Origin of the sequence: Nocardia sp. NPDC059228, assembly GCF_042754245.1 — a bacterium.
GTDB lineage: Bacteria > Actinomycetota > Actinomycetes > Mycobacteriales > Mycobacteriaceae > Nocardia.
Genome location: NZ_JBHZAL010000033.1, coordinates 24860 through 49154, shown reverse-complemented (window position 1 = coordinate 49154; position 24295 = coordinate 24860). Strand labels below are relative to the sequence as shown.

General features: G+C 68.9%; 22 protein-coding genes. 10 read left to right on the top strand and 12 right to left on the bottom strand.

Annotated elements, in window-relative coordinates:
• Positions 1-3: 3 nt before the first annotated feature.
• The 6 genes from ACFXKA_RS34455 to ACFXKA_RS34430 all read left to right on the top strand — a co-directional run bounded on the left by ACFXKA_RS34455 (position 4) and on the right by ACFXKA_RS34430 (position 8187).
• Entirely contained in the window at positions 4-1137 is a 1134-nt protein-coding gene (locus ACFXKA_RS34455; protein WP_379430508.1) for a VOC family protein, read from the top strand.
• Positions 1134-2072 (top strand): fumarylacetoacetate hydrolase family protein, encoded by a 939-nt coding sequence (locus tag ACFXKA_RS34450; protein ID WP_379430507.1) that lies wholly within the window; start codon positions 1134-1136, stop codon positions 2070-2072. The genes ACFXKA_RS34455 and ACFXKA_RS34450 overlap by 4 nt, the downstream gene beginning before the upstream one ends.
• A 20-nt stretch (positions 2073-2092) precedes the next feature.
• Positions 2093-3985: an acyl-CoA synthetase gene (locus tag ACFXKA_RS34445; RefSeq protein WP_379430528.1), complete on the top strand. Its 1893-nt coding sequence runs from the start codon at positions 2093-2095 to the stop codon at positions 3983-3985.
• Entirely contained in the window at positions 3982-4338 is a 357-nt protein-coding gene (locus ACFXKA_RS34440) for a DoxX family protein (RefSeq protein ID WP_379430506.1), read from the top strand. The genes ACFXKA_RS34445 and ACFXKA_RS34440 overlap by 4 nt, the downstream gene beginning before the upstream one ends.
• Entirely contained in the window at positions 4335-5855 is a 1521-nt protein-coding gene (locus ACFXKA_RS34435; protein ID WP_379430505.1) for a bifunctional 3-(3-hydroxy-phenyl)propionate/3-hydroxycinnamic acid hydroxylase, read from the top strand. Before ACFXKA_RS34440 ends, ACFXKA_RS34435 begins: the two co-directional genes overlap by 4 nt.
• 118 nt (positions 5856-5973) lie before the next feature.
• Positions 5974-8187: an MMPL family transporter gene (locus tag ACFXKA_RS34430; protein WP_379430504.1), complete on the top strand. Its 2214-nt coding sequence runs from the start codon at positions 5974-5976 to the stop codon at positions 8185-8187.
• An 11-nt stretch (positions 8188-8198) separates the two neighbouring features.
• Here the strand turns inward: ACFXKA_RS34430 and ACFXKA_RS34425 are convergent, their stop codons facing one another.
• Together ACFXKA_RS34425 and ACFXKA_RS34420 are read right to left on the bottom strand one after the other, a co-directional pair.
• Positions 8199-8687: an EthD domain-containing protein gene (locus tag ACFXKA_RS34425; RefSeq protein WP_379430503.1), complete on the bottom strand. Its 489-nt coding sequence runs from the start codon at positions 8685-8687 to the stop codon at positions 8199-8201.
• Positions 8688-8718: 31 nt separating this feature from the next.
• Positions 8719-10422, bottom strand: a complete 1704-nt coding sequence (locus ACFXKA_RS34420; protein ID WP_379430502.1) for an FAD-dependent monooxygenase — start codon at positions 10420-10422, stop codon at positions 8719-8721.
• 109 nt (positions 10423-10531) lie between these two features.
• On the opposite strand from ACFXKA_RS34420, the gene ACFXKA_RS34415 reads away from it, so the two are divergent.
• Entirely contained in the window at positions 10532-11143 is a 612-nt protein-coding gene (locus tag ACFXKA_RS34415; RefSeq protein ID WP_379430501.1) for a TetR/AcrR family transcriptional regulator, read from the top strand.
• 143 nt (positions 11144-11286) lie between these two features.
• Complete coding sequence (locus tag ACFXKA_RS34410; RefSeq protein ID WP_379430500.1) at positions 11287-12681, top strand: FAD-dependent oxidoreductase; 1395 nt, start codon at positions 11287-11289, stop codon at positions 12679-12681.
• A 223-nt stretch (positions 12682-12904) separates the two neighbouring features.
• Here ACFXKA_RS34410 and ACFXKA_RS34405 read toward each other — a convergent pair whose 3' ends face one another.
• The 5 genes from ACFXKA_RS34405 to ACFXKA_RS34385 form a co-directional block, all read right to left on the bottom strand.
• Complete coding sequence (locus tag ACFXKA_RS34405) at positions 12905-13846, bottom strand: sigma-70 family RNA polymerase sigma factor (protein ID WP_379430499.1); 942 nt, start codon at positions 13844-13846, stop codon at positions 12905-12907.
• A gap of 10 nt (positions 13847-13856) precedes the next feature.
• Positions 13857-15047 carry an NAD(P)/FAD-dependent oxidoreductase gene (locus ACFXKA_RS34400; protein WP_379430498.1) on the bottom strand — a complete coding sequence of 397 codons (1191 nt, stop codon included), beginning with the start codon at positions 15045-15047 and terminating at the stop codon, positions 13857-13859.
• Between the two features lie 257 nt (positions 15048-15304).
• On the bottom strand, positions 15305-15736 hold the full coding sequence (locus tag ACFXKA_RS34395; protein ID WP_379430497.1) for an SRPBCC family protein: 432 nt from the start codon (positions 15734-15736) through the stop codon (positions 15305-15307).
• Positions 15737-15851: 115 nt separating this feature from the next.
• On the bottom strand, positions 15852-16109 hold the full coding sequence (locus ACFXKA_RS34390) for a hypothetical protein (RefSeq protein WP_379430496.1): 258 nt from the start codon (positions 16107-16109) through the stop codon (positions 15852-15854).
• Positions 16110-16293: 184 nt separating this feature from the next.
• Complete coding sequence (locus tag ACFXKA_RS34385) at positions 16294-17349, bottom strand: YihY/virulence factor BrkB family protein (protein WP_379430495.1); 1056 nt, start codon at positions 17347-17349, stop codon at positions 16294-16296.
• A gap of 122 nt (positions 17350-17471) precedes the next feature.
• On the opposite strand from ACFXKA_RS34385, the gene ACFXKA_RS34380 reads away from it, so the two are divergent.
• Positions 17472-19184 carry a DEAD/DEAH box helicase gene (locus ACFXKA_RS34380; RefSeq protein ID WP_354836968.1) on the top strand — a complete coding sequence of 571 codons (1713 nt, stop codon included), beginning with the start codon at positions 17472-17474 and terminating at the stop codon, positions 19182-19184.
• A gap of 10 nt (positions 19185-19194) precedes the next feature.
• On the opposite strand, the gene ACFXKA_RS34375 is transcribed toward ACFXKA_RS34380, so the two are convergent.
• On the bottom strand, positions 19195-19494 hold the full coding sequence (locus ACFXKA_RS34375; RefSeq protein WP_354836966.1) for a DUF1905 domain-containing protein: 300 nt from the start codon (positions 19492-19494) through the stop codon (positions 19195-19197).
• 37 nt (positions 19495-19531) lie between these two features.
• Complete coding sequence (locus ACFXKA_RS34370; protein WP_379430494.1) at positions 19532-20299, bottom strand: AraC family transcriptional regulator; 768 nt, start codon at positions 20297-20299, stop codon at positions 19532-19534.
• 55 nt (positions 20300-20354) lie between these two features.
• Between ACFXKA_RS34370 and ACFXKA_RS34365 the strand changes: the two genes are divergently transcribed.
• Positions 20355-20924: a class I SAM-dependent methyltransferase gene (locus tag ACFXKA_RS34365; RefSeq protein ID WP_379430493.1), complete on the top strand. Its 570-nt coding sequence runs from the start codon at positions 20355-20357 to the stop codon at positions 20922-20924.
• Positions 20925-21078: 154 nt separating this feature from the next.
• On the opposite strand, the gene ACFXKA_RS34360 is transcribed toward ACFXKA_RS34365, so the two are convergent.
• The 3 genes from ACFXKA_RS34360 to ACFXKA_RS34350 form a co-directional block, all read right to left on the bottom strand.
• Complete coding sequence (locus tag ACFXKA_RS34360) at positions 21079-21627, bottom strand: hypothetical protein (RefSeq protein WP_379430492.1); 549 nt, start codon at positions 21625-21627, stop codon at positions 21079-21081.
• Between the two features lies 1 nt (position 21628).
• Positions 21629-23362: a DEAD/DEAH box helicase gene (locus tag ACFXKA_RS34355; protein WP_379430527.1), complete on the bottom strand. Its 1734-nt coding sequence runs from the start codon at positions 23360-23362 to the stop codon at positions 21629-21631.
• 301 nt (positions 23363-23663) lie between these two features.
• The gene (locus ACFXKA_RS34350) at positions 23664-23858 is read right to left on the bottom strand and encodes a hypothetical protein (protein WP_033087939.1); all 195 of its coding nucleotides are present in this window, start codon (positions 23856-23858) and stop codon (positions 23664-23666) included.
• Positions 23859-24295: the final 437 nt, after the last annotated feature.

The window sequence follows — 24295 nt, the reverse complement described above, 5'->3', positions numbered from 1 at the left end:
TCGATGAGCGGACAGCACGACGTGCACAACGGCCTGCACAGTGAGCAGGGCGCAGTGCGGGGTGAGCACCCCGGCCGCGCCCGCAATCCGGTGGTGAAGGTGCTCGATCTGGCCTGGCTGGAATTCCAGAAGCCCGACCTGGAACATGCCGAGATCTTCTCTCGCGCTTTCGGTTTCACCATCGCGGCGCGGACAGCCGAAGAATTGCACCTGCGCGGATCCGACGCCGGGTCGCCCTGTGTGCTGGTGCGGCGCGGTGATCGTTCCCGCTTCGTCGGCCCGGCTTTCCGGGCCGCCGAGACCGGCGATCTGCTGCGCCTGGGCGAGGAAACCGGTCGGCGGCCGCAGCCGCTGCCGGAGTCGATCGGCGGGCTGGGTCTCGATCTGGTGGATCCGAGCGGGCTGCGGGTCCGAGTCGTCGCCGACACCCACGAACTGCCCGGGCTGCCCGCGCAGCAGACGCAGGTGTTCAACAACGGGCACGAGATACTGCGTGTCAATGCCACCCAGCGGCCGCCCCGGGTTCCGGCGCAGGTGCAGCGCCTCGGCCATGTCGTCGTGCAGACCACCAGGTACCGGGAGACTCTCGACTGGTACCTGCGCCATCTGGGCCTGATCGTCAGCGACTTCCTCTTCTATCCGGGGCAGCGGGAACGCGGGCCGGTGATGAGCTTCATTCGCTGCGACCGCGGCGCGACTCCGGCCGACCATCACACGCTGGCGCTCACCCTCGGGCCGTCCAACCGATATGTGCACTCCGCCTACCAGGTCGCCGATCTGGATGCGCTCGCCGCCGGCGGCGAGTATCTCCTCGACCACGGCTATCAGCGGTCGTGGGGAATCGGACGCCACATTCAGGGCAGCCAGATCTTCGACTACTGGCGGGATCCCGACGGTTTCATGGTCGAGCATTTCAGTGACGGCGACATGTTCGACTGCACCCTCGAACCGGGCTGGGCGCCGATGAGCGCGTCGGGTCTGGCGCAGTGGGGGCCGCCCGCCACCAAGGATTTCCTGGGACTCTCCCCTGGGCGGGAATCGCTCAGGGAAGTGCGCTCGATCCTCGACGCGCTGCGCGAGGACAACGAATTCGATCTCCGCCGCCTGCGCGGCCTGCTGAAAGTAGCCAACTCATGAGCATTTCCGTTCTCCGTACCGCGGACGCCTGGTGGGTCCGGACACCCGCCGGTGCGGCGCGCGTCGATACCGTCGCGACCACCACGCGCGAACTGCTGGCGGATCGGGCAGCGATCGCCGCGGCCGCCGCGAGCCCGGATCTTGTTCCGGTCGAAGGTCTTTCGCTGATCTCTCCGGTGACCGCACCGTGTCGGGTCGTCGCGCAGATGACGAACTTCGCATCCCATGTGAAGGACTCGGGGATGAACCCCGAGACCGTGCCGCTGACCTTCTTCCGCAAGAGCTCCGGATCGATCAGCGGCCCCTACGACGACGTGATCCGGCCCGCGCACGTGAAGTTGCTGGACTACGAGGTGGAGATCGGCCTGGTGTTCGGCCGCGAGATGCCGGTCGGCGCTCAGATCGACGATGAGTCCCTCGGCGACTACATCGCGGGACTGGTCGTGACGAACGACGTGTCGGCCCGGGACGTGCAGTTGCCGAAAACTCAGTTCTACGAGGCGAAGTCGTATCCGACCTTCACGCCCGCCGGCCCCGCGCTGGTGCTGCTGGACGCCGATGAAATCAAGCGATTCACCGATCTGCGCCTCCGGCTGTGGGTGAACGGCCGAGTGCGCCAGGACATGACGGTCGCCGACATGATCTACCGGCCGGTCGAGACGCTGCGGGCCTTGAGCCGGTTCCAGCGCATGGACGCCGGAGACCTGCTGCTGACCGGAACTCCGATCGGCACCGCGCTCAGCGCTCCGCCGAAGCCGGTCGAGATCATCGCGTCGCTGCTGCCGCCGAAGCTGAAGTGGAAGCTGTTCTTCGAGGGCCAGGCCAAGAATCCGAAGTACCTCCAGGACGGCGATGTGGTCGAGGCGACCATCGGGACCGACGATGGTGTCCTCGATCTGGGCCGCCAGCGCACGGTCGTGAGGTACGCGCGGTGACCGGAAACCCGACCCTCGAGATTGACGCCGAAGCCCTGCTGTGGCCGCGCTACACCGGTCCGGAGGACCTGAGCGTCATCGAATCGGTGCCCCTGGCCGAGCGCGGGCTGCCCGAGTCGACCTACGCACTGCTGGTGCGCGCCGCGAGGCGGTGGCGGGACCGTACGGCCGTCACCGTGCTGTCCGATGCCTCGAGGTGGCGGGAACCGTTGCGGCGCACCTACTCCCAGTTGCTCGCCGATGTGCACCGCTATGCCAATCTGCTGCACACACTCGGCGTGCGCCGCGCCGACGCGGTCGCCCTGATCGCGCCCAACTGCGCCGAATTGATTCCCGCCACGCTGGCCGCGCAGCTGGCGGGCATCGCCGCACCGATCAATGGCGGCCTGTCGCAGGCGCACATCGCGGAGCTCCTGCACCGTTCCGGCGCTCGGGTACTGATCGCCGCCGGCCCCGAACTCGCCGCCGACATCTGGGAGTCGGCACACGAACTCGCGTCCCGGGGTCTGCTGGATGCGGTGCTGATGTTGCGGCCGACCGCTGTCACGGCGGAGACCGTACCGCTGCCTGTCATCGACGGTGTGCGCATCGGCTATCTCGATGCCCTTGCAGCCGAACAGGATTGGGCAGCTTTCGCCGGGGAGCCGCCCGCCGCAACGGATCTGGCGGCCCTGTTCCACACCGGCGGCACCACCGGTGTGCCGAAACTGGCAGCGCACCGGCAGTCCGGTGAGGTTGCCAATGCGTGGATGATCGCGGCCAACTCCCTGCTCGACGAGGACGCGGTGATCTTCGCCGCGCTGCCGCTGTTCCATGTCAACGCGCTCGTCGTGACGCTGCTCGCGCCCTTGTTCCGCGGCCAGTCGGTGGTCTGGGCCGGGCCGCTCGGATACCGGGACTTCGCTCTCTACGGCGAATTCTGGAATATCGTGGCGCACTACCGGATCGCGGCCATGAGCGCGGTGCCGACGGTGTACGCGGTGCTGGCGCAGTGCCCGATCGGCGCGGACATCTCGAGCCTGCGCTACGCGATGGTCGGCGCGTCCCCGCTGCCGGCCGCCGTGCGCGAGAATTTCCAGGCGCACACCGGGGTCACGCTGGTCGAGGGCTATGGCCTCACCGAGGCGACGTGCGCGACCGCCCGCAGCTTCCCGGATCTGCCGCGTCCCGGCTCGGTCGGCCAGCGCATGCCCTATCAGCAGGTCAAGGTCGTTCGCACGCCCGAGGACGGCGTCTGGACCGAACTCCCCGCCGGTGAGATCGGCATATTGGTGATCGGCGGGCCCACGGTCTTCGCCGGTTACGTGACCGGCCGCAGCGAGCACGGGCACCTGCTGGACGGGCTCGGTGCCGTGGTCGACGGGTGGCTGAGCACCGGCGATCTCGCGCATGTCGACGCCGACGGATTCGTTCATCTGCACGGTCGCGCAAAGGATCTCATCATTCGCGGCGGGCACAATCTCGATCCGGCGGTCATCGAGGACGCGCTCCTGTCCCACCCGCAGGTGACCTCGGCGGGCGCGGTCGGCCGCCCGGACGTGCACGCCGGTGAGGTACCCGTGGCGTATGTGACCCTGGTGCCCGGCGCGGAGGTGAGCGAGGCGGAGCTCGTCGCCTGGGCGGGCGAGCGGGTGCCCGAACGTGCCGCCGCGCCGAAAACCGTGACGGTGCTGGATGTCCTGCCGGTGACCGACGTCGGCAAGCCGTACAAGCTCGGCCTGCGCGCCGCCGCCACTCGTCGCGAGGTACTGGATGCGCTGGCCGGAGTCGAGGCCGTACTCGATGTCACCGCGCAGGCCGAGGACGGCGCGATCGTGACCGTCGTCGAGCTCGGCCCCGGTGCCGCCGAGAGGGCCGTCGAGGCGATTCTCGGTCGCTACGCGATCACCTGGAAGGTCGAGGTGCACCGATGACGATCGTGTCGACCGTGCTGGCCGCGATGCTCACCGTGGAGTTCCTGTCCTTCGGTGCGGCCAAGACGCTCGCCCTCGCGCCGATGCGGGAACGCGCCGCGCGTCTGGGCTACTCCACCGCCGCCTACCGGGGCATCGGAGCGCTCGAAATCGCCGGCGCGAGTGGGCTGCTGATCGGTCTGGCCCGGCCGCCGATCGGGATCGCCGCGGGAATCGGCCTGGCACTGTTGATGACCGGTGCCGTGGTCGCACATATCCGCAACGGCGACGCCATGGCGGAGTACGCGCCCGCGGTGGTCACCGGACTGGTCACGCTCGGCTATCTGGCTGCGCTGGCGGGGGTTTCGCCGTGAGCACCGCGATGATCCCGGTGGTGGTCGTCGGCGCGGGCCCGGCCGGTATCACCGCGGCCACATTGCTCGCGCACCAGGGGATCGACACCCTCGTGCTGGAGCGGTGGACCGATGTCTATCCGCAACCGCGGGCAGTGCACCTCGACGGCGAGATCCGCCGGATCCTGGAACGTCTGGGAGTCGGCCGGGAATTCGACGGGATCTCCCGGCCCGCACTGGGGTTGCGGCTCATCGACCCGAGCGGGCGGGTGCTGGCCCAGTTCGATCGCGACCTGGCCGGTGGGCACAGCGGGTATCCGGAGGCGAACCTGTTCGACCAGCCGGAACTGGAGGCGATCCTGCGGGTCAACCTGAAGCGGTATCCGCGGGTGACCTTGCGTGGTGACGTCGAAGTCACCGCCGTCACCCAGGAATCAGGCGGTGTCCGGGTTGATTTCACCGATCGCGTGACCGGCGATGCCGAATCTGTGCGTGCGCGTTACGTATTGGGCTGCGACGGTGCCAACAGCGTTGTCCGCGGCGCGATCGGTACACGCATGCGGGATCTGCGATTCGACCAGCGCTGGCTGGTGGTGGACGTCGCCACGCCGTCGGATCTGGGGCAGTGGGAAGGCGTGCACCAGGTGTGCGATCCGGCGCGCGCTGCCACGTTCATGCGGATCGGGAAAACCCGCTACCGCTGGGAATTCCGGCTCCGGCCCGGCGAGACCGTCGCCGACTTCGACGACCCCGTTCGGCTGCGCCCATTGCTCGACCCGTGGCTCGGCGGTGTTCCGGCGGCGGATCTCGAACTGATCCGCGTCGCGGAATACACCTTCCGTGCCCAGTTGGCCGACCGCTGGCGCCGGGGCCGGGTGTTCCTGCTCGGCGATGCCGCGCACCTGACCCCGCCGTTCATCGGCCAGGGCATGGGCGCGGGCCTGCGCGACGCGGCCAACCTCGCGTGGAAACTGGCGGGCGTGCTGCGCGGGGAACTCCCCGAAGACGTGCTCGATACCTACGAGGCGGAGCGGAAACCACACGCACGGGCCATGATCCGGCTGGCCAAGCTCATCGGCGTCACCATGACGGACGGTGGTGAACTGGGCAACCGCCTGCGCGGTCTGCTGGCACCGCGTCTGCACCGGATTCCCGGCCTCACCCACATCATCACCAGCGGCGAATCTCCGCCCCTGCACCTCTCGGGTCCCGGGCGCGGGCCGCGCCTGCGCCGGCGGTTGACGGGCCGGCTGGTTCCCAACGCCCGGCTCGCGGACGGCCGCCGTCTCGACGAGGCCATGAACGGGCGCTACACCGTCATCACCGTGCGCGAGCCCGCGCCGGAGTGCCGACTGGTCGTCGAGCAGCGCGGCGGGTTCATCGTCGTCGCGGAGCCGGGCACCGAACTGCATCGTTGGGTGAGGCAGGGTCGCGCCGTCGCGGCTCTGGTCCGCCCGGACGGCACCGTCCAGTCCTGCGGAGATGTGCCGTCATTGTGCGCGGCGTCGCCTGCTTTCCATCCGGGCGCACCGGCGTGAAGGTGACGAGCCGGTTGCTGACCATTGCAACGTTTATGAGGAAATCATCATCTGACGTGTTACCGTACCGATAGGTCTGTGATTGCTGGTCGGATGGTGTCTCCATGAGAGGACCCGCATGTCCCGCTATCTGTACGCACTCGGCCAGATCGCCGTCCGCCGCCGCTGGTGGGTGCTGGCGATATGGATCGTGCTGCTGGCCGCCGCCATCGGATTCGCCGCCGCGACGGGCGGAAAGACCAACGACAATTTCACGGTTCCGGGCACCGAATCGCAGGACGCGGTCTCCTTGCTGCAGCAGCGGATGCCCGCTTTCTCGGGTGCGCAGATGCAGGTCGTGTTCGCGACGTCGAACCTGGCCAAGGTGACCGATCAACCGGTGGCCGGCGAGATCGAGCAGATGATGGCCCAGTTGAAGGGGCTGCCGCAGGTCGCCGCGGTGGTCGACCCGTTCCAGGCCAAAGCGGTCTCGCCGGATCAACACGTCGCCCTGGGCAGCGTGCAGTTCTCCGCCTCCTCCGGCGAGGTCGAGCAGTCCACCCTCGACCAGGTGACCCGGGTCGCCGACCGGGCGCGTGACACCGGTCTGCAGGTCGAGTTCTCCGGTGCGGTCTATCCGGGCTTCACCGCGGAGATCCCGCACACGCCCGAAATGCTCGGTGTCATCGCGGCCTTCGTCATTCTGCTGATCACCTTCGGCGCGGTGGTGGCGGCCGGACTGCCGATCATCACGGCGGCCGTCGGCGTGGGTATCGGTCTCACCGGCATCCTGGGCATCGCGGCCTACACCGACGTGCCGTCGGCGGCGACCTCGCTGGCACTGATGCTGGGCCTGTCCTGCGGGATCGACTACGCGCTGTTCGTCCTCTCCCGGCATCGCCACCAGGTGGTGCTGGGAATGGCTGTGGCGGAGTCGATTCCGCTGGCGGTCGGGACCGCGGGCAGTTCGGTGGTATTCGCGGCGGTGACCGTGATCATCGCGCTGTGCGGGCTGGCGGTCGCGAACATCCCGTTCCTCACCGTCATGGGCCTGACCGCCGCCGGTGCGGTCCTGGTGGCCATGCTCGTCGCGCTGACCCTGCTGCCCGCGCTGCTCAGCCTCGCCGGTGGCACGGTCGCCAAGTTCATCTCGCCGCCGCTGCACCCGGGAAAGCCGGAGGAGGTGGCGCGCATCGCCGCCTACGAGCCCGAGCGCACCGCGGGCCACGCCTGGGGACGGTTCGTCACTCGCTTCCGGATTCCATTGCTGGTGCTGGGCATCGCGGTGCTGGTGGTGATCGCGCTTCCCGCCACCCGTATGGATCTCGGATTACCGAGTGGCGCAACGCAATCGGAGTCCAGCACCGCCCGCAGGGCGTATGACCTGGTGAGCCGGTCGTTCGGTCCCGGGTTCAACGGGGCGCTGCTGGTGGTGACCGACCTCTCGCACGCCACCGGCCCGGACGCGGCGCAGACCGTGATGGGCCGGTTGCAGCAGGAGCCCGACGTCGCGGTGGTGCAGCCCGCGGGCACGGGCGACAACCTGGTCCTGATCCAGGTGGTACCCAAGACCGGTCCCGACGACAGCGCGACCGCCGATCTGGTCACCCGTCTGCGCGATGACCGCGCGACCATCGAGAGCGGCTCCGGGGCAACATATCTGGTGGGCGGCAGCACCGCGGCGAACATCGATACCTCGCGCCGCTTGGGCGAGGCGCTGCCGGTCTTCCTCGTTGTCGTCGTGGGTCTGGCGCTGGTGCTGCTGACCATCGCCTTCCGGACCGTCCTGGTACCGCTGTCCTCGATCGTCGGGTTCATCCTCTCGGTGTTCGCCGCGCTCGGCGCGCAGGTCGCGGTCTTCCAATGGGGATGGGGCGCAAGCCTTTTGCATGTGACCAAGGCGGAAACGCTGAGCTTCCTGCCGATCATCACCCTGGCCATCATCTTCGGGCTGTCGAGCGATTACCAGATCTTCGTGGTGTCCCGCATCAAGGAGGAGCACACCCGTACCGCGGACGCGACCGCCGCGGTGCGCAACGGCATCGCGCACTCGGCGCGCGTCGTCACGGCCGCGGCGCTGATCATGTTCGGCGTCTTCGTCGCCTTCGCCACCGTCGACAACCCGATCGTCAAACCGTTGGCGTTCACGCTCGCGGTCGGTGTGCTGCTGGACGCCTTCATCGTCCGGCTGACCCTGGTGCCCGCGGTCATGGCCCTGATCGGTGATCGCATGTGGTACCACCCGCGCTGGTTCGCCCGCTACGTGCCCGACTTCGACATCGAGGGCGTCGAACTCGAACGCCGCTTCGCGCACGACACCGAAACCGAAGCGCCGCGGGCGGTCACCAGCTGATCGGGACGCGGCTAGCCGAGCATGACGTGCTCCGTGGTCAAGAAGTACGAGGAGCGAGCGAGATCGATGAAGTTCTTCTCGTCATCGGCGAGTCGCTGGTTGGCCTGGATTCCGTCCGGGGTCGCGATGCCCGCGAGCATGGCCTGTTCCGAGGGGAACCACACTTCCACGATGCCGTCGTAGGGCTCGCCGGTACCGCGGGTGCTGGCGAGCAGGGCGTTCTGCGGAGAATCCAGGATGTGGCTCTGCACGTAGCGGTAGCCGCCGAGGATCTTGATCTGCTCCGCGGCGAAGGGGCCGTGGTGATTCAGCCAATAGTCGTGGAACTGCTCGGGCGTCAGGTCGGCCCGGCGGCGGAGGGCGCACGTCATCTTGATCGCATCGGTCGAGGTGTCCGCGGCTGCCGTGGGGAGGCCGGAGGCCAGGGCGGCCGCGAGGCCCGCCGCCGTCGCGCCGACCATGAAAGCCCTTCTCGAACCGGCGTTTTCAGGGGTGTTCACTGTCATCTTCTCCGTTGTCGTCGGGGATCTTTCACGCGCCGCGTACGCGGTCGATGATTGCCAGTGGCCCGGCCGGTGCGGCATTGCCGCGCCAGGACACGTGCTGGTCGGGACGAATGAGTACGAGGTCGCGCTGGTAGAGGGCGTGGGCGTGCGGGTCGCGGATATCCACGATGTCGAGCGGCACCTTTCGTTCAGCGGCCGCGATCCGAAAGCCGTCGACGTCGTGATCCGCGAAGCGCAGCAGGGTGAAGCCGCGTCCGAACAGGTCGAAGATCGCGGTGCCGTCGGCGAGCCGCAGGCTGGGCGGCCGCGCTCCGGGCCAGGTGCCGGGCAGATATTCGTCCATCCGCTGCCGCGGCGCCCGGTCCTCGGTGTCTCGGCACACGATGGGGGAGTGGTCGTAGCGGTAGCCGAGTTCGATTCCCAGCGCTTCGTTTTCGAGATTGCCCAGATCGCCGATCTCGCGGCCGATCCGCCGGCGGGTACGCGCGCCGAACCAGCGTTCGCTGTGCATGGTGGCGCGGGAGGCGGCCATGATGGCGCCGCGGACGACGGTGTGCCGGGCGGACGCCTCGCGGTTACGGAGGGCGACGGGACGGCGTTCCCGCTCGTACGCCTCGAGCAGCCGTGGTCCGCCCCATCCCTGCAACCGGGCGGCCAGCGCCCAGCCCAGCCCGACGGCATCGCCGACGCCGGTGTTCATGCCGTAGCCGCCCGCGGGCGTCACCTGGTGGGCGGCATCACCGGCCAGCCAGACCCGGCCGCGGCCATACGACTCGGCGACGGTGAGCCGGGGCGTCCAGGCATTGGCGACCAGGACGGTCATCTCGAACCGGTATCCGAGACAGCGGAATACGAATTCACGCGGGTCGATGCTGTTCGCGTCGGCGCCCATGCTCAGGGGAGCGTGCAGGGTCCAGGTGTCGCCGTCGTTCTGGGAGATGACGGTCCAGCCCTCCGGTGACTGCAGATGCCACACGGTGCCGAAGCGGGCGGCGATCTCGCGATCGGGAGTCGTGAAATGCACCAGGTAGAACCGGCCGTCCGGGGGCCGCTGCCCGCCGGCCAGGAACGTCCGCGTGAAAGTCCTTGCGAGCCGGGGAATTCCGAGCTCCCGCACCAGCAGCCGGCGCAGATCGACCTCGTCGAGACCGATCCCGAGGTGCCGCCGGACCCGGCTGCCCGCGCCGTCGCATCCCACCAGGTAGCGGGCGCGCACCGTGCGGCGTTCGCCGGTCCCGGACACCAGCTGGGCCGTGACGCCCTCCGTGTCCTCGGTGAAATTGTCCAGCGCCCAACCGTATTGCACCTCGACGTGCCGGGACCTGGCCCGCAGCTGGTCCCGAAGCGCGGGCTCGAGGATGATCTGGGACACGCGCATGGCCGGTTCCAGTGGGAGAGCGCCGTCGACGCGTCGGCCGATCGCCTCGAAGGACTCCTCGACACTCGGGTACTCGAACTTCGCCAGTTCCCATCCGACCGCATTGCTCGCCCAGACCACGGTGGTCCGATGATCGGGCGGCGTCGCCACCTTGCGGAGGTCGTCGGCAATGCCGAGCCGCCGGTACAACTCCATGCTGCGGCTGTTGGTGATGTCCATCTTCGGATGCCGCGTGGTGGTCGAATTGCGCTCTACCAGAAGGGTTTCCATGCCATGGAAGTCGAGCTCCAGGGCCAGTGTCAGGCCTACCGGCCCCGCGCCGACCACGAGCACCGATGTGGTTTCGGTCATAGCCGTAGATTGAACAGAAGTGTTCAATTTGAGTCAAGAGCGTCTCAAGAGTTTCGGGTTTGGCCCGCCTGGGACGGTTCTGTACTGTCGAGCTGGCGAAGGAGGGGTGATGAGTGCGACTCAGCGGCGGATCAACGCGGCGGCAATGCGGCTGTTCGCCGAGCGTGGCAGCGTGGACCTGACCATGAGCGAGCTGGCGACCGAAGCCGGTGTCGCCCGGGGCACGCTCTACCGCAATGTCGAGTCCATCGAGCAGCTCTTCGAGCAGGTCCGCGCCCAGCTCGCCTTCGAACTGCACAGTGCCAACGCGCAGGCGATGGATGCTCACGGTGACCTCGACCCGCCGCTGCGGCTGTCCACCGGTACCCGCATGATCGTGCGGATGGCGCACGAGAACCCCGCGGCGGGCCGCTTCGTCGTGCGGTTCGCGCTGACCGACGAGTCGTTGCGCGAGATGCTGACCGGCCCGCCGATGCGGGACGTGGCCGCCGGAATCGCCTCCGGCCGTTATGTGGTCGCACCCGGAATGGAGCTGAGTATCGCCTCCATGCTGATGGGTACCGTGGTCAGCGCCATGTGGATGGTGCTGGAGGGTCACCAGTCGTGGCGCGACGCGGCGGCGGGGGCCGCCGAACTCATCCTGTGCGCCCTGGGGGTTTCGCACGACGAGGCACGCCGGATCGCCGCGAGTCCGTTGCCGGCCACCGCCTTCGAAGTCTGATCGGGTCCCTCGGCCACTCGTGGCGGGCAGGCATGTCACCTCATCTCCTGATCAATTCCTTCAAATATGATGAGGCTGTCAGTTGGGCGGCATGAGGCCAGGGCACCGGCCGGCAGTGCCGTAACGCTCGTAACGTGTGAGGCATGGGCGAACGCGTGGTGATCATCGGCGGGGATGCTGCGGGGATGGCGGCGGCGTCACAGGCGCGCAGGTTGAAGGGCGTGGAGGAGCTCGAGATCGTCGTTTTCGAGCGGGGGCACTTCACCTCGTACTCGGCGTGCGGGATCCCGTACTGGGTGGGCGGGGACGTCGGTGGCCCGGACGATCTCATCGCGCGGACGCCCGCCGAGCATCGGGCGCGGGACATCGATCTGCGGCTGGGAACCGAGGTCGTGGCGATCGATGTCGCCGGGCGGCGGGTGAGGTCTCGCGAGCTCGATACCGGTCGGGAGAGCTGGATCGGCTACGACAAACTCGTGATCGCCACCGGTGCGACGCCGATCCGGCCCGCGCTGCCCGGCATCGACGCGGCCGGGGTGCACGGGGTGCAGACGCTCGACGATGGGCAAGCCCTCATCGCCACCCTCGAGTCGATCGCGGGCCGGCGGGCGGTGGTGGTGGGTGCGGGGTACATCGGTGTGGAGATGGCGGAGGCGCTACTCCAGCGGGGATTCCAGGTCACCATGCTCAATCGCAGCGCCGAGCCCATGTCCACCCTCGATCCGGATATGGGTGTGCTGATCCGGAAGGCCATGCAGGGCATGGGGATTCAGGTCATCGACAATGCGGAGCTGACGGCCGTCCATACCGATGCGCAGGGCCGGGTCACCGGCGTCGCCACGGCTGATGCCCGATACCCCGCCGATGTGGTGGTTCTCGGTATCGGCGTCCGCCCCGCCACCGACCTCGCCCGTGCGGCCGGTCTCCCGCTGGGGGAGTCCGGCGGTCTGCTGACCGATCTCGCCATGCGGGTGCGCGGACACGAGAACATCTGGGCCGGAGGCGATTGCGTCGAGGTGCTCGACCTCGTTACCGGCTCCGAACGCCACATCCCCCTCGGTACGCACGCCAACAAGCACGGCCAGGTCATCGGTTCCGGTGTCGGCGGCGACTACGCCACCTTCCCCGGCGTGGTGGGCACCGCGGTCAGCAAGGTGTGCGAACTGGAGGTCGCCCGCACCGGCCTGCGTGAACGCGACGCCCGCGCGGTCGGACTGCAATTCGTCACCGTCACCATCGAATCCACCAGCCGCTCCGGCTATTTCCCCGGCACCGCACCCATGACGGTGAAAATGCTCGCCGAACGCCGCACCGGCCGCCTGCTCGGTGTCCAGATCGTCGGCCGCGAAGGGGCGGGCAAGCGCATCGACATCGCCGCCGTGGCCCTCACCGCCCGCCTCACCGTCGACCAGATCGTCGCCCTCGACCTCGGCTACGCCCCACCCTTCTCCCCGGTCTGGGACCCCATCCAGGTCGCCGCCCGTAAAGCCGTCACGGCGGTCCGCCGCGACGCCATGGAGAGGAATCGAACGAAGTGAACCGACCTCCCGGATTGAAACAGCCCGAATTTGCATACCGTGACCTGCGCCGGGGCGCTGCTCGGGCGTCGATGTCGTGATCGGGTGTTCGCAGCAGAGCGGCTGTGGCGGCCCGCCGCGCCGAATCCTGTTGATATGCAAGCGCGGAGCCGACGGTCGAGGTTCCGATGCCCGCGGCGGACGGGCGCGCTGAAGGCCAGGCGGGACCAGCTCTTTCTTCCGGTCACCAGGATTCGATGAGCGGGGCGTCATGCTCCCGCCGATGCCACTCCCCGGTGAGGCGAGCGAGTCGGCCCGGGGCGGCGATGCCACGCACAGTGGCGATCTTGTCGTCACGGATCTCCAGGATCGCGACGCCCACGACCCGGTTGTCGAGCGTGACGAGCATGGCCGGGCAGTGGTTGACCACGGCGGCGTGGATCGAGGGTGAGCCGCCGGCGAGTCTGCGCTTGGCCACAGAAGGTGTGAAGCCGGTCCGCACCGCGCCGGCGATCCGCTCCGGGTTCGCGTACCGGATCAGCCTCCGGGCCAACCCGAGCCCGGCGCCGTCGGAGATGCCGGTCGCGTCGTCGGTCAGCAGCGCGACCAGCTGTTCGGTCCGGCCCGAGGCGGCGGCATCGACGAACGCCTCGACGATTCGACGCGCGGCGGCATGGTCGAGGTGAGTTCCATTGCCGGCGGCGGTGATTCGCCGCCGGGCTCGGTGGGCGTGTTGCTGACTCCCGGACTCGGTGATGCCGAGAATCTCGGCGATCTCGGCGTGGCTGTATGAAAACGCCTCGCGCAGAACGTACACGGCGCGTTCGACCGGCGACAGCCGCTCCATGAGCGTAAGCACCGCCAGCGTCACCGATTCGCGCTGCTCGACGGTGTCGGCGGGGCCCAGCATCGGGTCGCTGTCCAGGAGCGGTTCGGGCATCCAGGCGCCGACCGCGCGTTCGCGCCGCACCTGCGCCGAACGGAGCCGGTCGAGGGCGAGGTTGGTGACGATCTTGGTCAGCCAGGCCTCGGGCACCTCGACGTACTCCCGGTCGGCGGCCTGCCACCGCAGGAACGCGTCCTGCACCGTGTCCTCGGCGTCCGCGGCCGAGCCGAGCAGACGGTAGGCGATCGAGGCCAGCCGATTCCGGCTGGCCTCGAATCGCGCCACGGTGGCGGTGTCCATGGGCGCGACTTTATCGAGCGACCAGCTCGGGAGAGAGCTCCCGGGCGGCGGCCGAACGGTAGTTGTGACTCGGCTTTCCGAGGGTCGGGTGGCTGATGGCCCAGCCGCTGGCTGCAACGATCGCCGACTTGACTCGCGCCGCCGGTCGGCCGCGCAGGGCTCCGGGCTTGGAGCGGGCCTCACCGTCGACCAGTTGGTAGATCGCGTCCTTGCGTCCGAGGCTGATGTGGTTGCCGTAGTAGGTCAGCGTGGTCGCCTTGATCTTGCGCCCTGTCCGGTCCCCGATGATCGTGGCCGTCGCCTGTATGGCCGTGTATCCCGCGGAGGCGCAGGACATCGGCAGGGGATGACCGTTCTCGCCGATGACGAAGACGCTGTCGCCGGCGGCGTAGACATCCGGGTGCGAGACCGAGCGCATCTGACGGTCGACGGTGATCTGGCCATTGGCTTCCACCGCGAGTCCGCTGGCGGCGGCGATCGGGTGGACGGCGAAGCCGGCGGCCCACACGGTCGCGTCGGAGTCGAGAACGGTGCCGTCCCCGGCGACCACCGCAGTCTGCTCGACGCGCTCGATAGTGGTGTGCTCATGGATCGTGATGCCGAACCGGTCGAAGGCGCGCAGCAGGTGGCGACGGGCCTTCGGGCCCAGCCAGCCGCCCAGTTCGCTGCTGGTGGCGAGGCCGACCCGAAGTCCCGGACGGGCTTCCGCGATCTCGGTGGCGGCCTCGATCGCGGTCAAGTTGCCGCCGACGACCAGCACCCTTCCGTCCTCGCCCAGCTCATCCAGTCGTACCCGCAGGCGCAGTGCGGATGGCCGCGCGGCCACGTGGAAGGCGTACTGATCGACGCCGGGAACGCCGTGATCGGCGGCGGTGCTGCCGAGCGTGTAGAGCAGGGTGTCGTATTCGAGCCGATCGATGCGCTCGCCGTCGGCGACCGTGACGGTCCGGTGCGCCGCGTCGACGTCGGTCACCCGCGCCACCCGCAGCCGGATGCCGGTGCCCGCGAACACTTCCGCCAGCGGCCGGTGGCGGAGATCGTGCCCGGCGGCGAGCTGATGCAGGCGCAGCCGCTCGACGAAATCGGATTCGGCATTGACGACGGTGATCTCGAAGTCGTCGGAATGGAGCTGGCGGGCGAGGTATCCGGCGGAGAACGCCCCGGCGTATCCGGCTCCGAGGACGACGATTCGGTGCTGCATGGTTCGCTCCTGTCTGGTTCGCGTGCTCCCTGAACGAGACAGCTCTCGAATTCCTGACAGCATCGATCGATGACGTGGATCACCTCGCCGGCCGCGTCGGCCACTCTCGGGCGCGGCCACCGCCACCATGGCGCAATTGCCCGCCGCCGAGTTCCCGTTGCTCGCGGAGACTGCTGCGCGGGCTCGGGCGCTGTCGGCGGCGACGAGTTTCGCTGTGGTGCCGAACTTCTCGTAATCGGACTCGCCGCGCAGGCGGGTCAGCCGTAGAGCTGGACGAAGCGGTCGAGGGAGCGTTCGACATCGCCGCGGAGGGCGCGGGCCACGACCGAGCCGATGGGACCGAAGAGGGGTGCGCCGCCGAGGGTGAAGTCAACGGTGACCTTGGAGCCGGTGGGGCTCGCGGAGACGCGGAGTTGGATGCCGAATTTGGTGCCGCCGATGCCGGAACCGTTGAGGACCAGGCGGTTCGGGGGTTCGGCGGTTTCGACGGTCCAGGTGACGCGATTGCGGAAGCCTTTGACGGTGGCTACGCCGATCAGGCGGGTCCCGGGGGTGAGCGCGTCGGGGACAGGGCCGCGCCAGCCCTCGTGGAGGGTGAGCCACTTGTCGAGTTCGGGCAGGTCGGAGGCGTGCGACCAGGCCTTCTCGGGCGGGATCGGGACGTCTACGGAGACCTTCAGCTTAGCCACGAAGCAGATGGTATCTGTTACATGATGTAGCTCTAACGGTGGCGCGCTGTGAAGCCTGTGGATTGGACGGGCGAGGTCGGGCGGGCGTGGAAGCTGCCAGGCGTTGCCCGTGTCGCTACCCCTGCCAGTGGCACCGCCGGCCGATGGGGACCAGCTCGGTGGAGAAGACAGTGCGGGCGCAGCGGTCACCGCGATCGAGGCGCATCTCGGCACACGGTGATGTCGCCGATGACGAAGAACTAGCCCCGGCCGCCTCGTCCTCGCCGGACCCGCCGGGCTCTTCGCCGCCCAGCAGCTCGTCCTGGATCGCCTCGAGCATGCAGGTGTTGTTGTCGAGCAGCCCCAGGATCTCGTCCAACCGGTCGTTCTTCATACAGCGATCGTCACCCGTGCCCGCCCCGGAGGCAACGTCGAGTCGACGTCCTTGCTCGCTGGTGCTGGCCGACCGGCCCGACAATCCCGCTCTCGCCTTCGCGCCCGTCCTGGTCGCGATCGCGATCACGGCTGCCGCATACTGCTCGGCGCGTCGCACCGGGCGTGAGTCGGCCGAACCGGGCCTACGGGCTGGGTCGCAGTGACCGCGACTCGGGCGGCGGGTCCTGCGGTTTCGGTGCGGTGGGCGGCGGGTCCGTGAGCCGGGGCTGCTTGCGGGCGTTCCACCAGTGGCGGAACTGCGCCAGCCGGGTGGCGCGGGCAGGCCAGAATTCCTCGACGCTGGCATTGAATTCGGCGCCGAGGATGATGGCGAAACCCAGGAAGAACGTGAACAGCAGGAAGGCGATGGGGGTCGCCAGCGCGCCGTAGGAGATGCCGGTCCGGGTCACCCACGCCAGGTAGCGGCGCAGGCCCTCGCTGGCGGCCATGAAGAACACACCGGCGACCAGCGCGCCGCCGAAGAGCCGATGCCAGGGGAGGGTGCGGTGGAGGGCGGTCTTGTAGAGGAAGGTGAGGCCGACGATCAGCAGCAGGCCGGTGCCCGGGTAATAGAAGGCGTCGATGAGCCGCAGGCCCGGCTCGCGCCAGGTGTGCGGGAGGACCCGTCCGATGAGGGTGGGCCCCAGGGCGATCAGCGGCAGGATGAGCACCGCGATCACGAGGAAGCCGACGTAGAGCAGCAGCGCGAAGATTCGCTGCCAGACCGGATGGCGCGCGGTGGCCTGGCCGTGCGCGGCGGTGATGGCATCGACGAAGGTGGCCATGGCCGAGGAGCCGGCCCACAGCGACAGCACGAAGCCGACGGACACCACCCCGCCGTGGCCGCGCTGCAGCACGTCGTTGACGGTCGGCTGCACCAGACTGTCGACCACGCTGGGGCTGAACGCCTTCCGCGCGAAGCTGACGATCTTGGACTGCACGATGTTCACCGTGTTCGGGCCGAACCAGTGCCCGACATAGCCGAGGCTGCCGAGCAGTCCCAGCAGCAGCGGGGCCAGCGAGAGTGTCTGCCAGAAGGCGGCCGCCGCGGATTTGGCGAAGATCGCGTCGTTCCACGCCTTCGTCGCGACGTGCACGACGAGTTGCCGGATACGGCCCCAGCGGGTGGCGGCGAGCACAACGGAACCCGTCGGCGCCGACGCGTCGGCGTGTTGCGGAGATTCGTCGTGCGCGTTCATCGTGGCCTAAGCATCGCCTACCAGCGCTTCGAATGGGACCGGACCCGCGATGTGGCGTGCGGCACTCCGCGGGGCTGTGTCGGATTGGAAAGCTGTCGGGTTCGATCGCTAATCTCTACCGAGTGACTTCGGGTGGTGGCGGTTCGTTACGTGCATGGCAGCGCAGGGCACTCACGAAGTATCTGACGACCAAGCCACGCGACTTCCTTGCCGTCGCCACCCCCGGCGCGGGTAAGACCACGTTCGCGCTGCGCGTGGCGGCCGAGCTGCTCAACGACCGCACGGTCGACCAGGTGACGGTGGTCGCACCCACCGAGCACCTCAAGCATCAGTGGGCTGCGTCGGCCGCGCGCAACGGGATTCAGCTGGATTCGAACTTCTCCAACTCGACCGGTTCCACCTCCTCCGACTACCACGGCGTGGTGGTCACCTACGCGCAGATCGCATCGCATCCTTTCAAGCACCGGGTGCGCACCGAGAACCGCCGCACGCTGGTGATCATGGACGAGATCCATCACGCCGGCGACGCCAAGAGCTGGGGCGATGCGGTCGAGGAGGCGTTCGGGGACGCCACCCGCCGGCTGGCGCTGACCGGTACCCCGTTCCGCAGCGACGACTCCAAGATCCCGTTCATCACCTACGAAGCCGACGAGTCCGGTTTCGAGAAGTCGCGCGCCGACCACACCTACGGCTACTCCGAGGCGCTCGCCGACGGCGTGGTCAGACCCGTGGTCTTCCTCGCCTACTCCGGTGAGGCGCACTGGCGGGACAGCGCGGGCGAGGAGTACTCGGCCCGCCTGGGCGAGCCCCTCAATGCCGAGCAGACCGCCCGCGCCTGGCGCACCGCGCTCGATCCGGCCGGCGACTGGATGTCGAAGGTGCTCACCGCCGCCGACACCCGCCTGCGCCAGCTGCGCGCCACCGGCATGCCCGACGCGGGCGGCCTGGTGATCGCCACCGACCAGGAGAAGGCGCGCGACTACGCCGAACTGCTGGAACACATTTCGGGCACCAAGCCGACCATCGTGCTGTCCGACGATCCGGACTCCTCCGATCGCATCGGCGAGTTCAGCGAGAACACCGACCCGTGGATGGTCGCGGTGCGCATGGTGTCCGAGGGCGTCGACGTGCCGCGCCTCGCGGTCGGCGTGTATGCCACCAGCGCCTCGACCCCGCTGTACTTCGCGCAGGCCATCGGCCGTTTCGTGCGTGCCCGCAAGACCGGTGAGACCGCCAGCGTCTTCCTGCCCTCGGTGCCGGTGCTGCTGGATCTGGCCGCCCAGCTGGAACTGCAGCGCGACCATGTGATCGGCAAGCCGCACCGTGAGGCGAACGCGCTCGAGGACGAACTGCTCATCGACGCCAACCGGCAGAAGGACGAGCCGGGCGAGGAGGAGAAGAAGTTCGTCGCCCTGGCCGCCGACGCCGAGCTCGACCAGGTCATCTACGACGGTGACTCTTTCGGCACCGCCACCTTCTCCGGCAGCGACGAGGAGGCCGACTACCTCGGCATCCCCGGCCTGCTCGACGCCGACCAGATGCGCGCCCTGCTGCGCGAACGCCAGTCCCGTCAGCTCCAGGAACGCAGCGCCGCCGCCGAGGCTCGCCCCTCGGGCTCCGGCGTGGAGGCCGCCGTCGAACGCGCCGCCACCTCGGACCGCCTGTCCGAGCTGCGCCGCGAACTGAACAGCCTGGTCGCCATGCACCACCATCGCACCGGTAAACCGCACGGCGTCATCCACGGCGACCTGCGCCGCGAATGCGGCGGCCCCCCAACCGCTCTCGCCACCGCCGACCAGCTCTCCCAGCGCATCGCGGCCCTGCGCCGGATCTGACCGGCGCGGACTACACCACCTGCAGCTCGACCTCGACCGGGTCGCCGGCGTTCAACCCCTCGGCGACGCGGACGGCCTTCTTCACCGGCAGCACATAGGTTCCGCGTTTGCCGTCGGGAAAGATCGAGGTCGACCACCGGCTGCCGCCGACCGCGACTTTCACCTTCACCGAGCCGAATCCGGAGGCGGTGTGCCCGAAGCGCTCCTCGATCTCGTCGGCGACCGACTCGGGCAGACTCACGAAATGCCAGGAGGCCTGTGCTTCCCATTCCCAGAGTTCGGCGGTGAACGCGTACGTGGAGATCGCCATGGGCCGACGGTAGCCGCCGGGTCCGACAAGGCCGGGGTCAGCGGGTGAAATAGCGGGCGGGGGAGACGCCCACCTCGCGGTGGAAGGCGGCGATGTAGGCGCTCGGGGTGGCATAGCCGACGCGGGTGGCGATGCGGGCGACCGGCAGGCCGGAAGCGAGCAGTGGGAGCGAGGCGGCCAGGCGGACCTGGGTTCGCCACTGGCCGAAGGTGATTCCCGTCTCGGCGAGGAATCCGCGGGCCAGGGTGCGCGGACTGATGGCGACCGCGGCGGCCAGCTGGGCGAGAGTGCGCTGGTCGGACGGGTCGGCGCGCAGTATGTCCGCGACGCGGCGGGTGCGTGGCTCGCCGGGGGCCGGCGCGCCGATGGGGATGACGTCGACCGGATCGAGCAGGTCGAAGACGACCGCCTCCGCCCGCTCCCGTTGTGCGCCGGTGGTGGTGTCGGCGGTCAGGTGCAGGAACAGTTCGTGCATGAGCCGGTCCACCCGCAGCATGGTCGGAGCGGGATACGTGACCGGTGTCCGCTCCGGAGCCAGGTAGATGCCGTGCATGAGCGCGCCGTCGAGGGTGCCGGTGCGATGCGTCGTCCCGCCCGGAATCCACAGCGCGCGGGTCGGCGGCAGCACCCAGTGGCCGCCCACGGTCTCGACGGTGAGGACTCCTCGTGCCGCCCAGGCGATTTGATGCTGCGGATGCTCGTGCTCGTCGAACCAGTGCCCGGCCGGCAGCGTGCCCGCGCCGAACACCATGGCCGTCGGACCGGATGGCGCGGCAAGTACCGGAGATTGACCGTCTGGCGACACAATCTGTCACTGTAGTCTCTCGCGGTCACTACCGTGGCGGCCTAGCGTTCCAGGCATGGGGATGAACTACTTTCACCAGCTGCTCTGCCGCTCGAGCATGTGGGAGCGCACCAGCGCCACCCGCATCGTCCCGTGGGCACTGCACGGACTCGACCTCGGCGATCAGGCGCTGGAGGTCGGCCCCGGCTACGGCGCGAACGTCCGCACCCTGCGCGCCCGCGTCCCGGCGCTCACCGGCCTGGAGATCGATGCTGCGCTCGCCGCTCGCCTGCGCGACCGCCAATCCGGTCGACTGCGCGTCATCGAGGGGGACGGCACCGCGATGCCCTTGCCCGGCAACGAGTTCAGCTCGGTTGTCTGTTTCACCATGCTGCATCACGTCCCGTCGCCCGCCCAGCAGGACGACCTGTTCGCCGAGGCGTTCCGCGTCCTGCGCCCCGGCGGCGTCTTCGCCGGCAGCGACGGCCTGGACCGCCTCGCCTTCCGCCTCATGCACCTCGGCGACACCTGCGTCCCCGTCCCGCCCGGCACCTTGATGGACCGCCTCACGCGCGTCGGTTTCGCCGGCATCGAGATCGACACCGGCGCAACCATGTTCCGCTTCCGAGCCCGGCGCCCGAGCTGAGGTGGGCGTGCGGGCCCGATCGAACCCGGGCAAGCACGTCTCGACATCCACAACCTTCAACCGGACCGGGTCCGCCCGCGCGAGCGCGTCGAGGTAGCTCGCGCCGACGCGCTCGGAACCAACGCAACCGTATCCGCTTCGGTCGCAGCGGCTGTCAGCCGAAGTAGACCGCCGGATCGAGTGCGTCGATAGGCGTCCAGCGGGGGACCGACACCGGGGCGTCGGTGTCCGTGGCGGGCGGAGCGCTCCGATAGCCCTGGAGATCCAAGGCGAGCCAGGGGTTTTCGTCGATCAGGCGGACCACCGCGTAGCAGGTGGCGAGCATGTGGAGGCAGCGGGCGTTGCGGGCGCGGCAGGAGCAGTCGGTGCTCGCGAGGATGGGCGTCACCGAGATCCCGGCGGCGATGACCGCGGCGTGCAGCTCGTCGCCGAGCGTGAGGGTGTCGGCGGGCACCACGGCGGCGATGGCGTCGATGGTGGCGCGCGGGAACGACGTCAGCTCCAGGTGCGTCACCGATGCCTCCGACCCGCGATGAATGTGCGCCCGCACCACGGTGCCCTCGACCTCGGTCCGGACGCCGTTGTTCCGGGCGATGCTGCGCGCGCGGGGGAGCAGCGGCTCGGGTTTGGTGAGGCTGAGCGGTTCCGCCAGCCGCACCCAGTCCTTGCCCCACGCCGTGTACCCGAATTCGTTGTCCACCATCTCAGTTCCCCCGCTTCCGGCGCAGCAGCTCCAGCAGTCGTTCGTCGTCCAGTCGCGCCAGCTCCGCGACTCCGGCCGCATCGCTGAGGTCGGTGAGCGCCGACTTGCGGTCGTGCATGCCCGCGATGTGCTCCTCGATGGTGGTACCCGAGGTCAGTGTGGTGACGGTGACGGTGCGGGTCTGCCCGATGCGATGCGCGCGATCCGACGCCTGCGCCTCCACCGCCGGATTCCACCAGCGGTCGAAATGGATGACATCGGCGGCCCGCGTGAGCGTCAGCCCGGTACCCGCTGCCCGCAGGCTGAGTACCAATATGGGTGGGCCGTCCGGTGATTGGAAGTCCGCGACGATCTCCCCGCGCTGCTGCTGGTTCAGCCCGCCGTGGAAGAACGGCGCCCGCACCCCGAACTCCTCGGCGCAGTGCCGGACCAGCAGCTCACCGGTCTTGCGGTACTGGGTGAACACCAGGGTGGGCGCGTCCACGTCGAGGTTGTTGGCCAGAATGTCGGAGCAGACGTCGAATTTCCCGGAGCGCCCGGCCAATTCGTCCAGCTCCCCGGTGATCAGCCCCGGGTGGTTGCACACCTGTTTGAGCTCGGTCAGCACCGCCAGCACCCGCGTGTGCCGCTGCGCCCCGGTCCCGAACCCGGCCGCCTCGGCCCGATCGAGCAGCCGGTCGTAGAGCTGCTCCTGCTCCGCGCTCAGATCGCACACCAGATCGCAGTGGATCTTGGCCGGCAACGCGGCGGCCACCTGGGATTTGCGGCGGCCCAGCACGATCGGTTCGACGGCATCCCGCAGCCGCAGCACCGCGCTCGCCGATCCCTCGCTGATCGGCCGCACGAACCGCCGCCGGAACTGCGCCCGGTGCGTGAACTCCTGTGGCGCGATCAGATTCAGCAGCGCCCACAGTTCGTCGAGGTGATTCTCCACCGGCGTACCGGTCAGCGCGATCCGCGCCTCGGCCGGAATCGCCCGCGCCGCCTTCGCCACCTGCGTGTGCGGATTCTTCAGCACCTGCGCCTCGTCGAAAATCACGGTGGCCCACCGCTGCCCGGCCAGCGCGGCACCGTGTCCGCGCAGGGTCGGATACCCGGTCACCACAATCGTTTCCGGCTCGGCCTCCGGCGCCGACCCGCCCCGCCAGGCCACCGCGCCCAGTCCGGGCGCGAATCGCTCGATCTCGTGCGCCCAGTTGCCCACGAGTGATGTTGGACACACTACGAGTTGTGGCCCCTCCCCGGCCGTCCCGAGCAGGTACCCGATGGCCTGCACCGTCTTGCCCAGGCCCATCTCGTCGGCCAGCACCGCGCCGCCGTGCGCGGCCGTGGTCTCGCGCAGCCAGGTGATGCCGCGCGCCTGATAGGGCCGCAGCTCGGCCTTCAGCCCGGACCGCAGTTCGGCGCCGAGTGCCACGGTGTCCCGCAGCGCCCGCAGGGTCCGCCCCGCCGAGACGACGGCGGTCCCGGTGGCATTCGGGACGGCGTGCGCGGCCGCGGGCAGCCGCCGCGCCTCGACCTCCGTCTCGACGGCCTCGCGCAGCAGACGTATCGATTCCCCGGGGTTTTCAATAGCAAGAGTGCATAACCGTTCCGGTTCCACCAGAGCGCATTCCACGTCGGTGACACCGATGCCGTCCCGGCCCGGAACGGCGAGGGCGAGGTTCTCCACCTCGCCCAGGTCTCGCGGCGCGCTTCCGGTGGCGTGGCCGTTCCACGTCCAGAGCGCGACCATATGTCGATCCTGCAGGTAGGTGGCTTGCGAGGTCTGCGGCACCCATCCGTTGTACCCGCCCGCTCTCGCCGTGCGCACATGACGAATCTCGCGTTGCGCGCAACGGAATTCATGTGTCCCCGGCCACAGCTCAATTGGTGTGTCGCTGGTCACATTCCGCGCCGACCGGTCCCGTACACAGCAGCAGCGGGCGACCTGCTGGTCGCCCGCTGCCGGGTTTTCTGTTGGGAAGATTCAATTGTCGAGCGGGCTCTCGGAGAACGGTGACTCCCGATCGAGTCTCTCCGAGGTGGAGGAGCTGTTACAGCGCCGGTGCCGACTCCGTGTCGATCACGGCCTCGAGCTCACGAAGGCGATCCATGTGCTCGTTGGCGTGATGCTGGCAGAAGAGCAACTCTCCACCGGCAGGAAGGGTTGCGCGCACGCGCGCAGCCGCCCCGCAGCGGTCGCAACGATCGACCGCGGTCAGTGGGGTGCTTGTCAGGGTTCCTGGCATGACTCCTCCGTCCTGGCTCTGGGTGCCTCACGCACCGTTCGCCTGGTGTGGGGCCCGCGGTCCAATCCGCGAACCTCGCTACCGCTACTTCCCAGCAGTGGTTGTTGACTACTCTCTCAGACGTTCGGCGCGAGCACTTTGTTCCCGTGCAGTTTCCCGTGTGTTTTCTGTAACACGACCTGCGATTTCGCTGAAAGCGAACAGGTCCTGAGGACTGCCCGTGGGGACGTCGCAACCTCCCGTTCGAACACGCTGATCGAGTTGTCTACCCGGAGACTACCCGGGCACACCGACACTCACACTCCGATTGGTCTCTGTGGCTGGGACGCCAGCAAACCGTAATCAAGGCGGCTGGATTGGAGACCGGTCCGCGACCGGCCTGACCTCGGCCCATGGCTGCGCGGTGGCGCCTCGGGTCACGGAGCCGTTCGCACAGC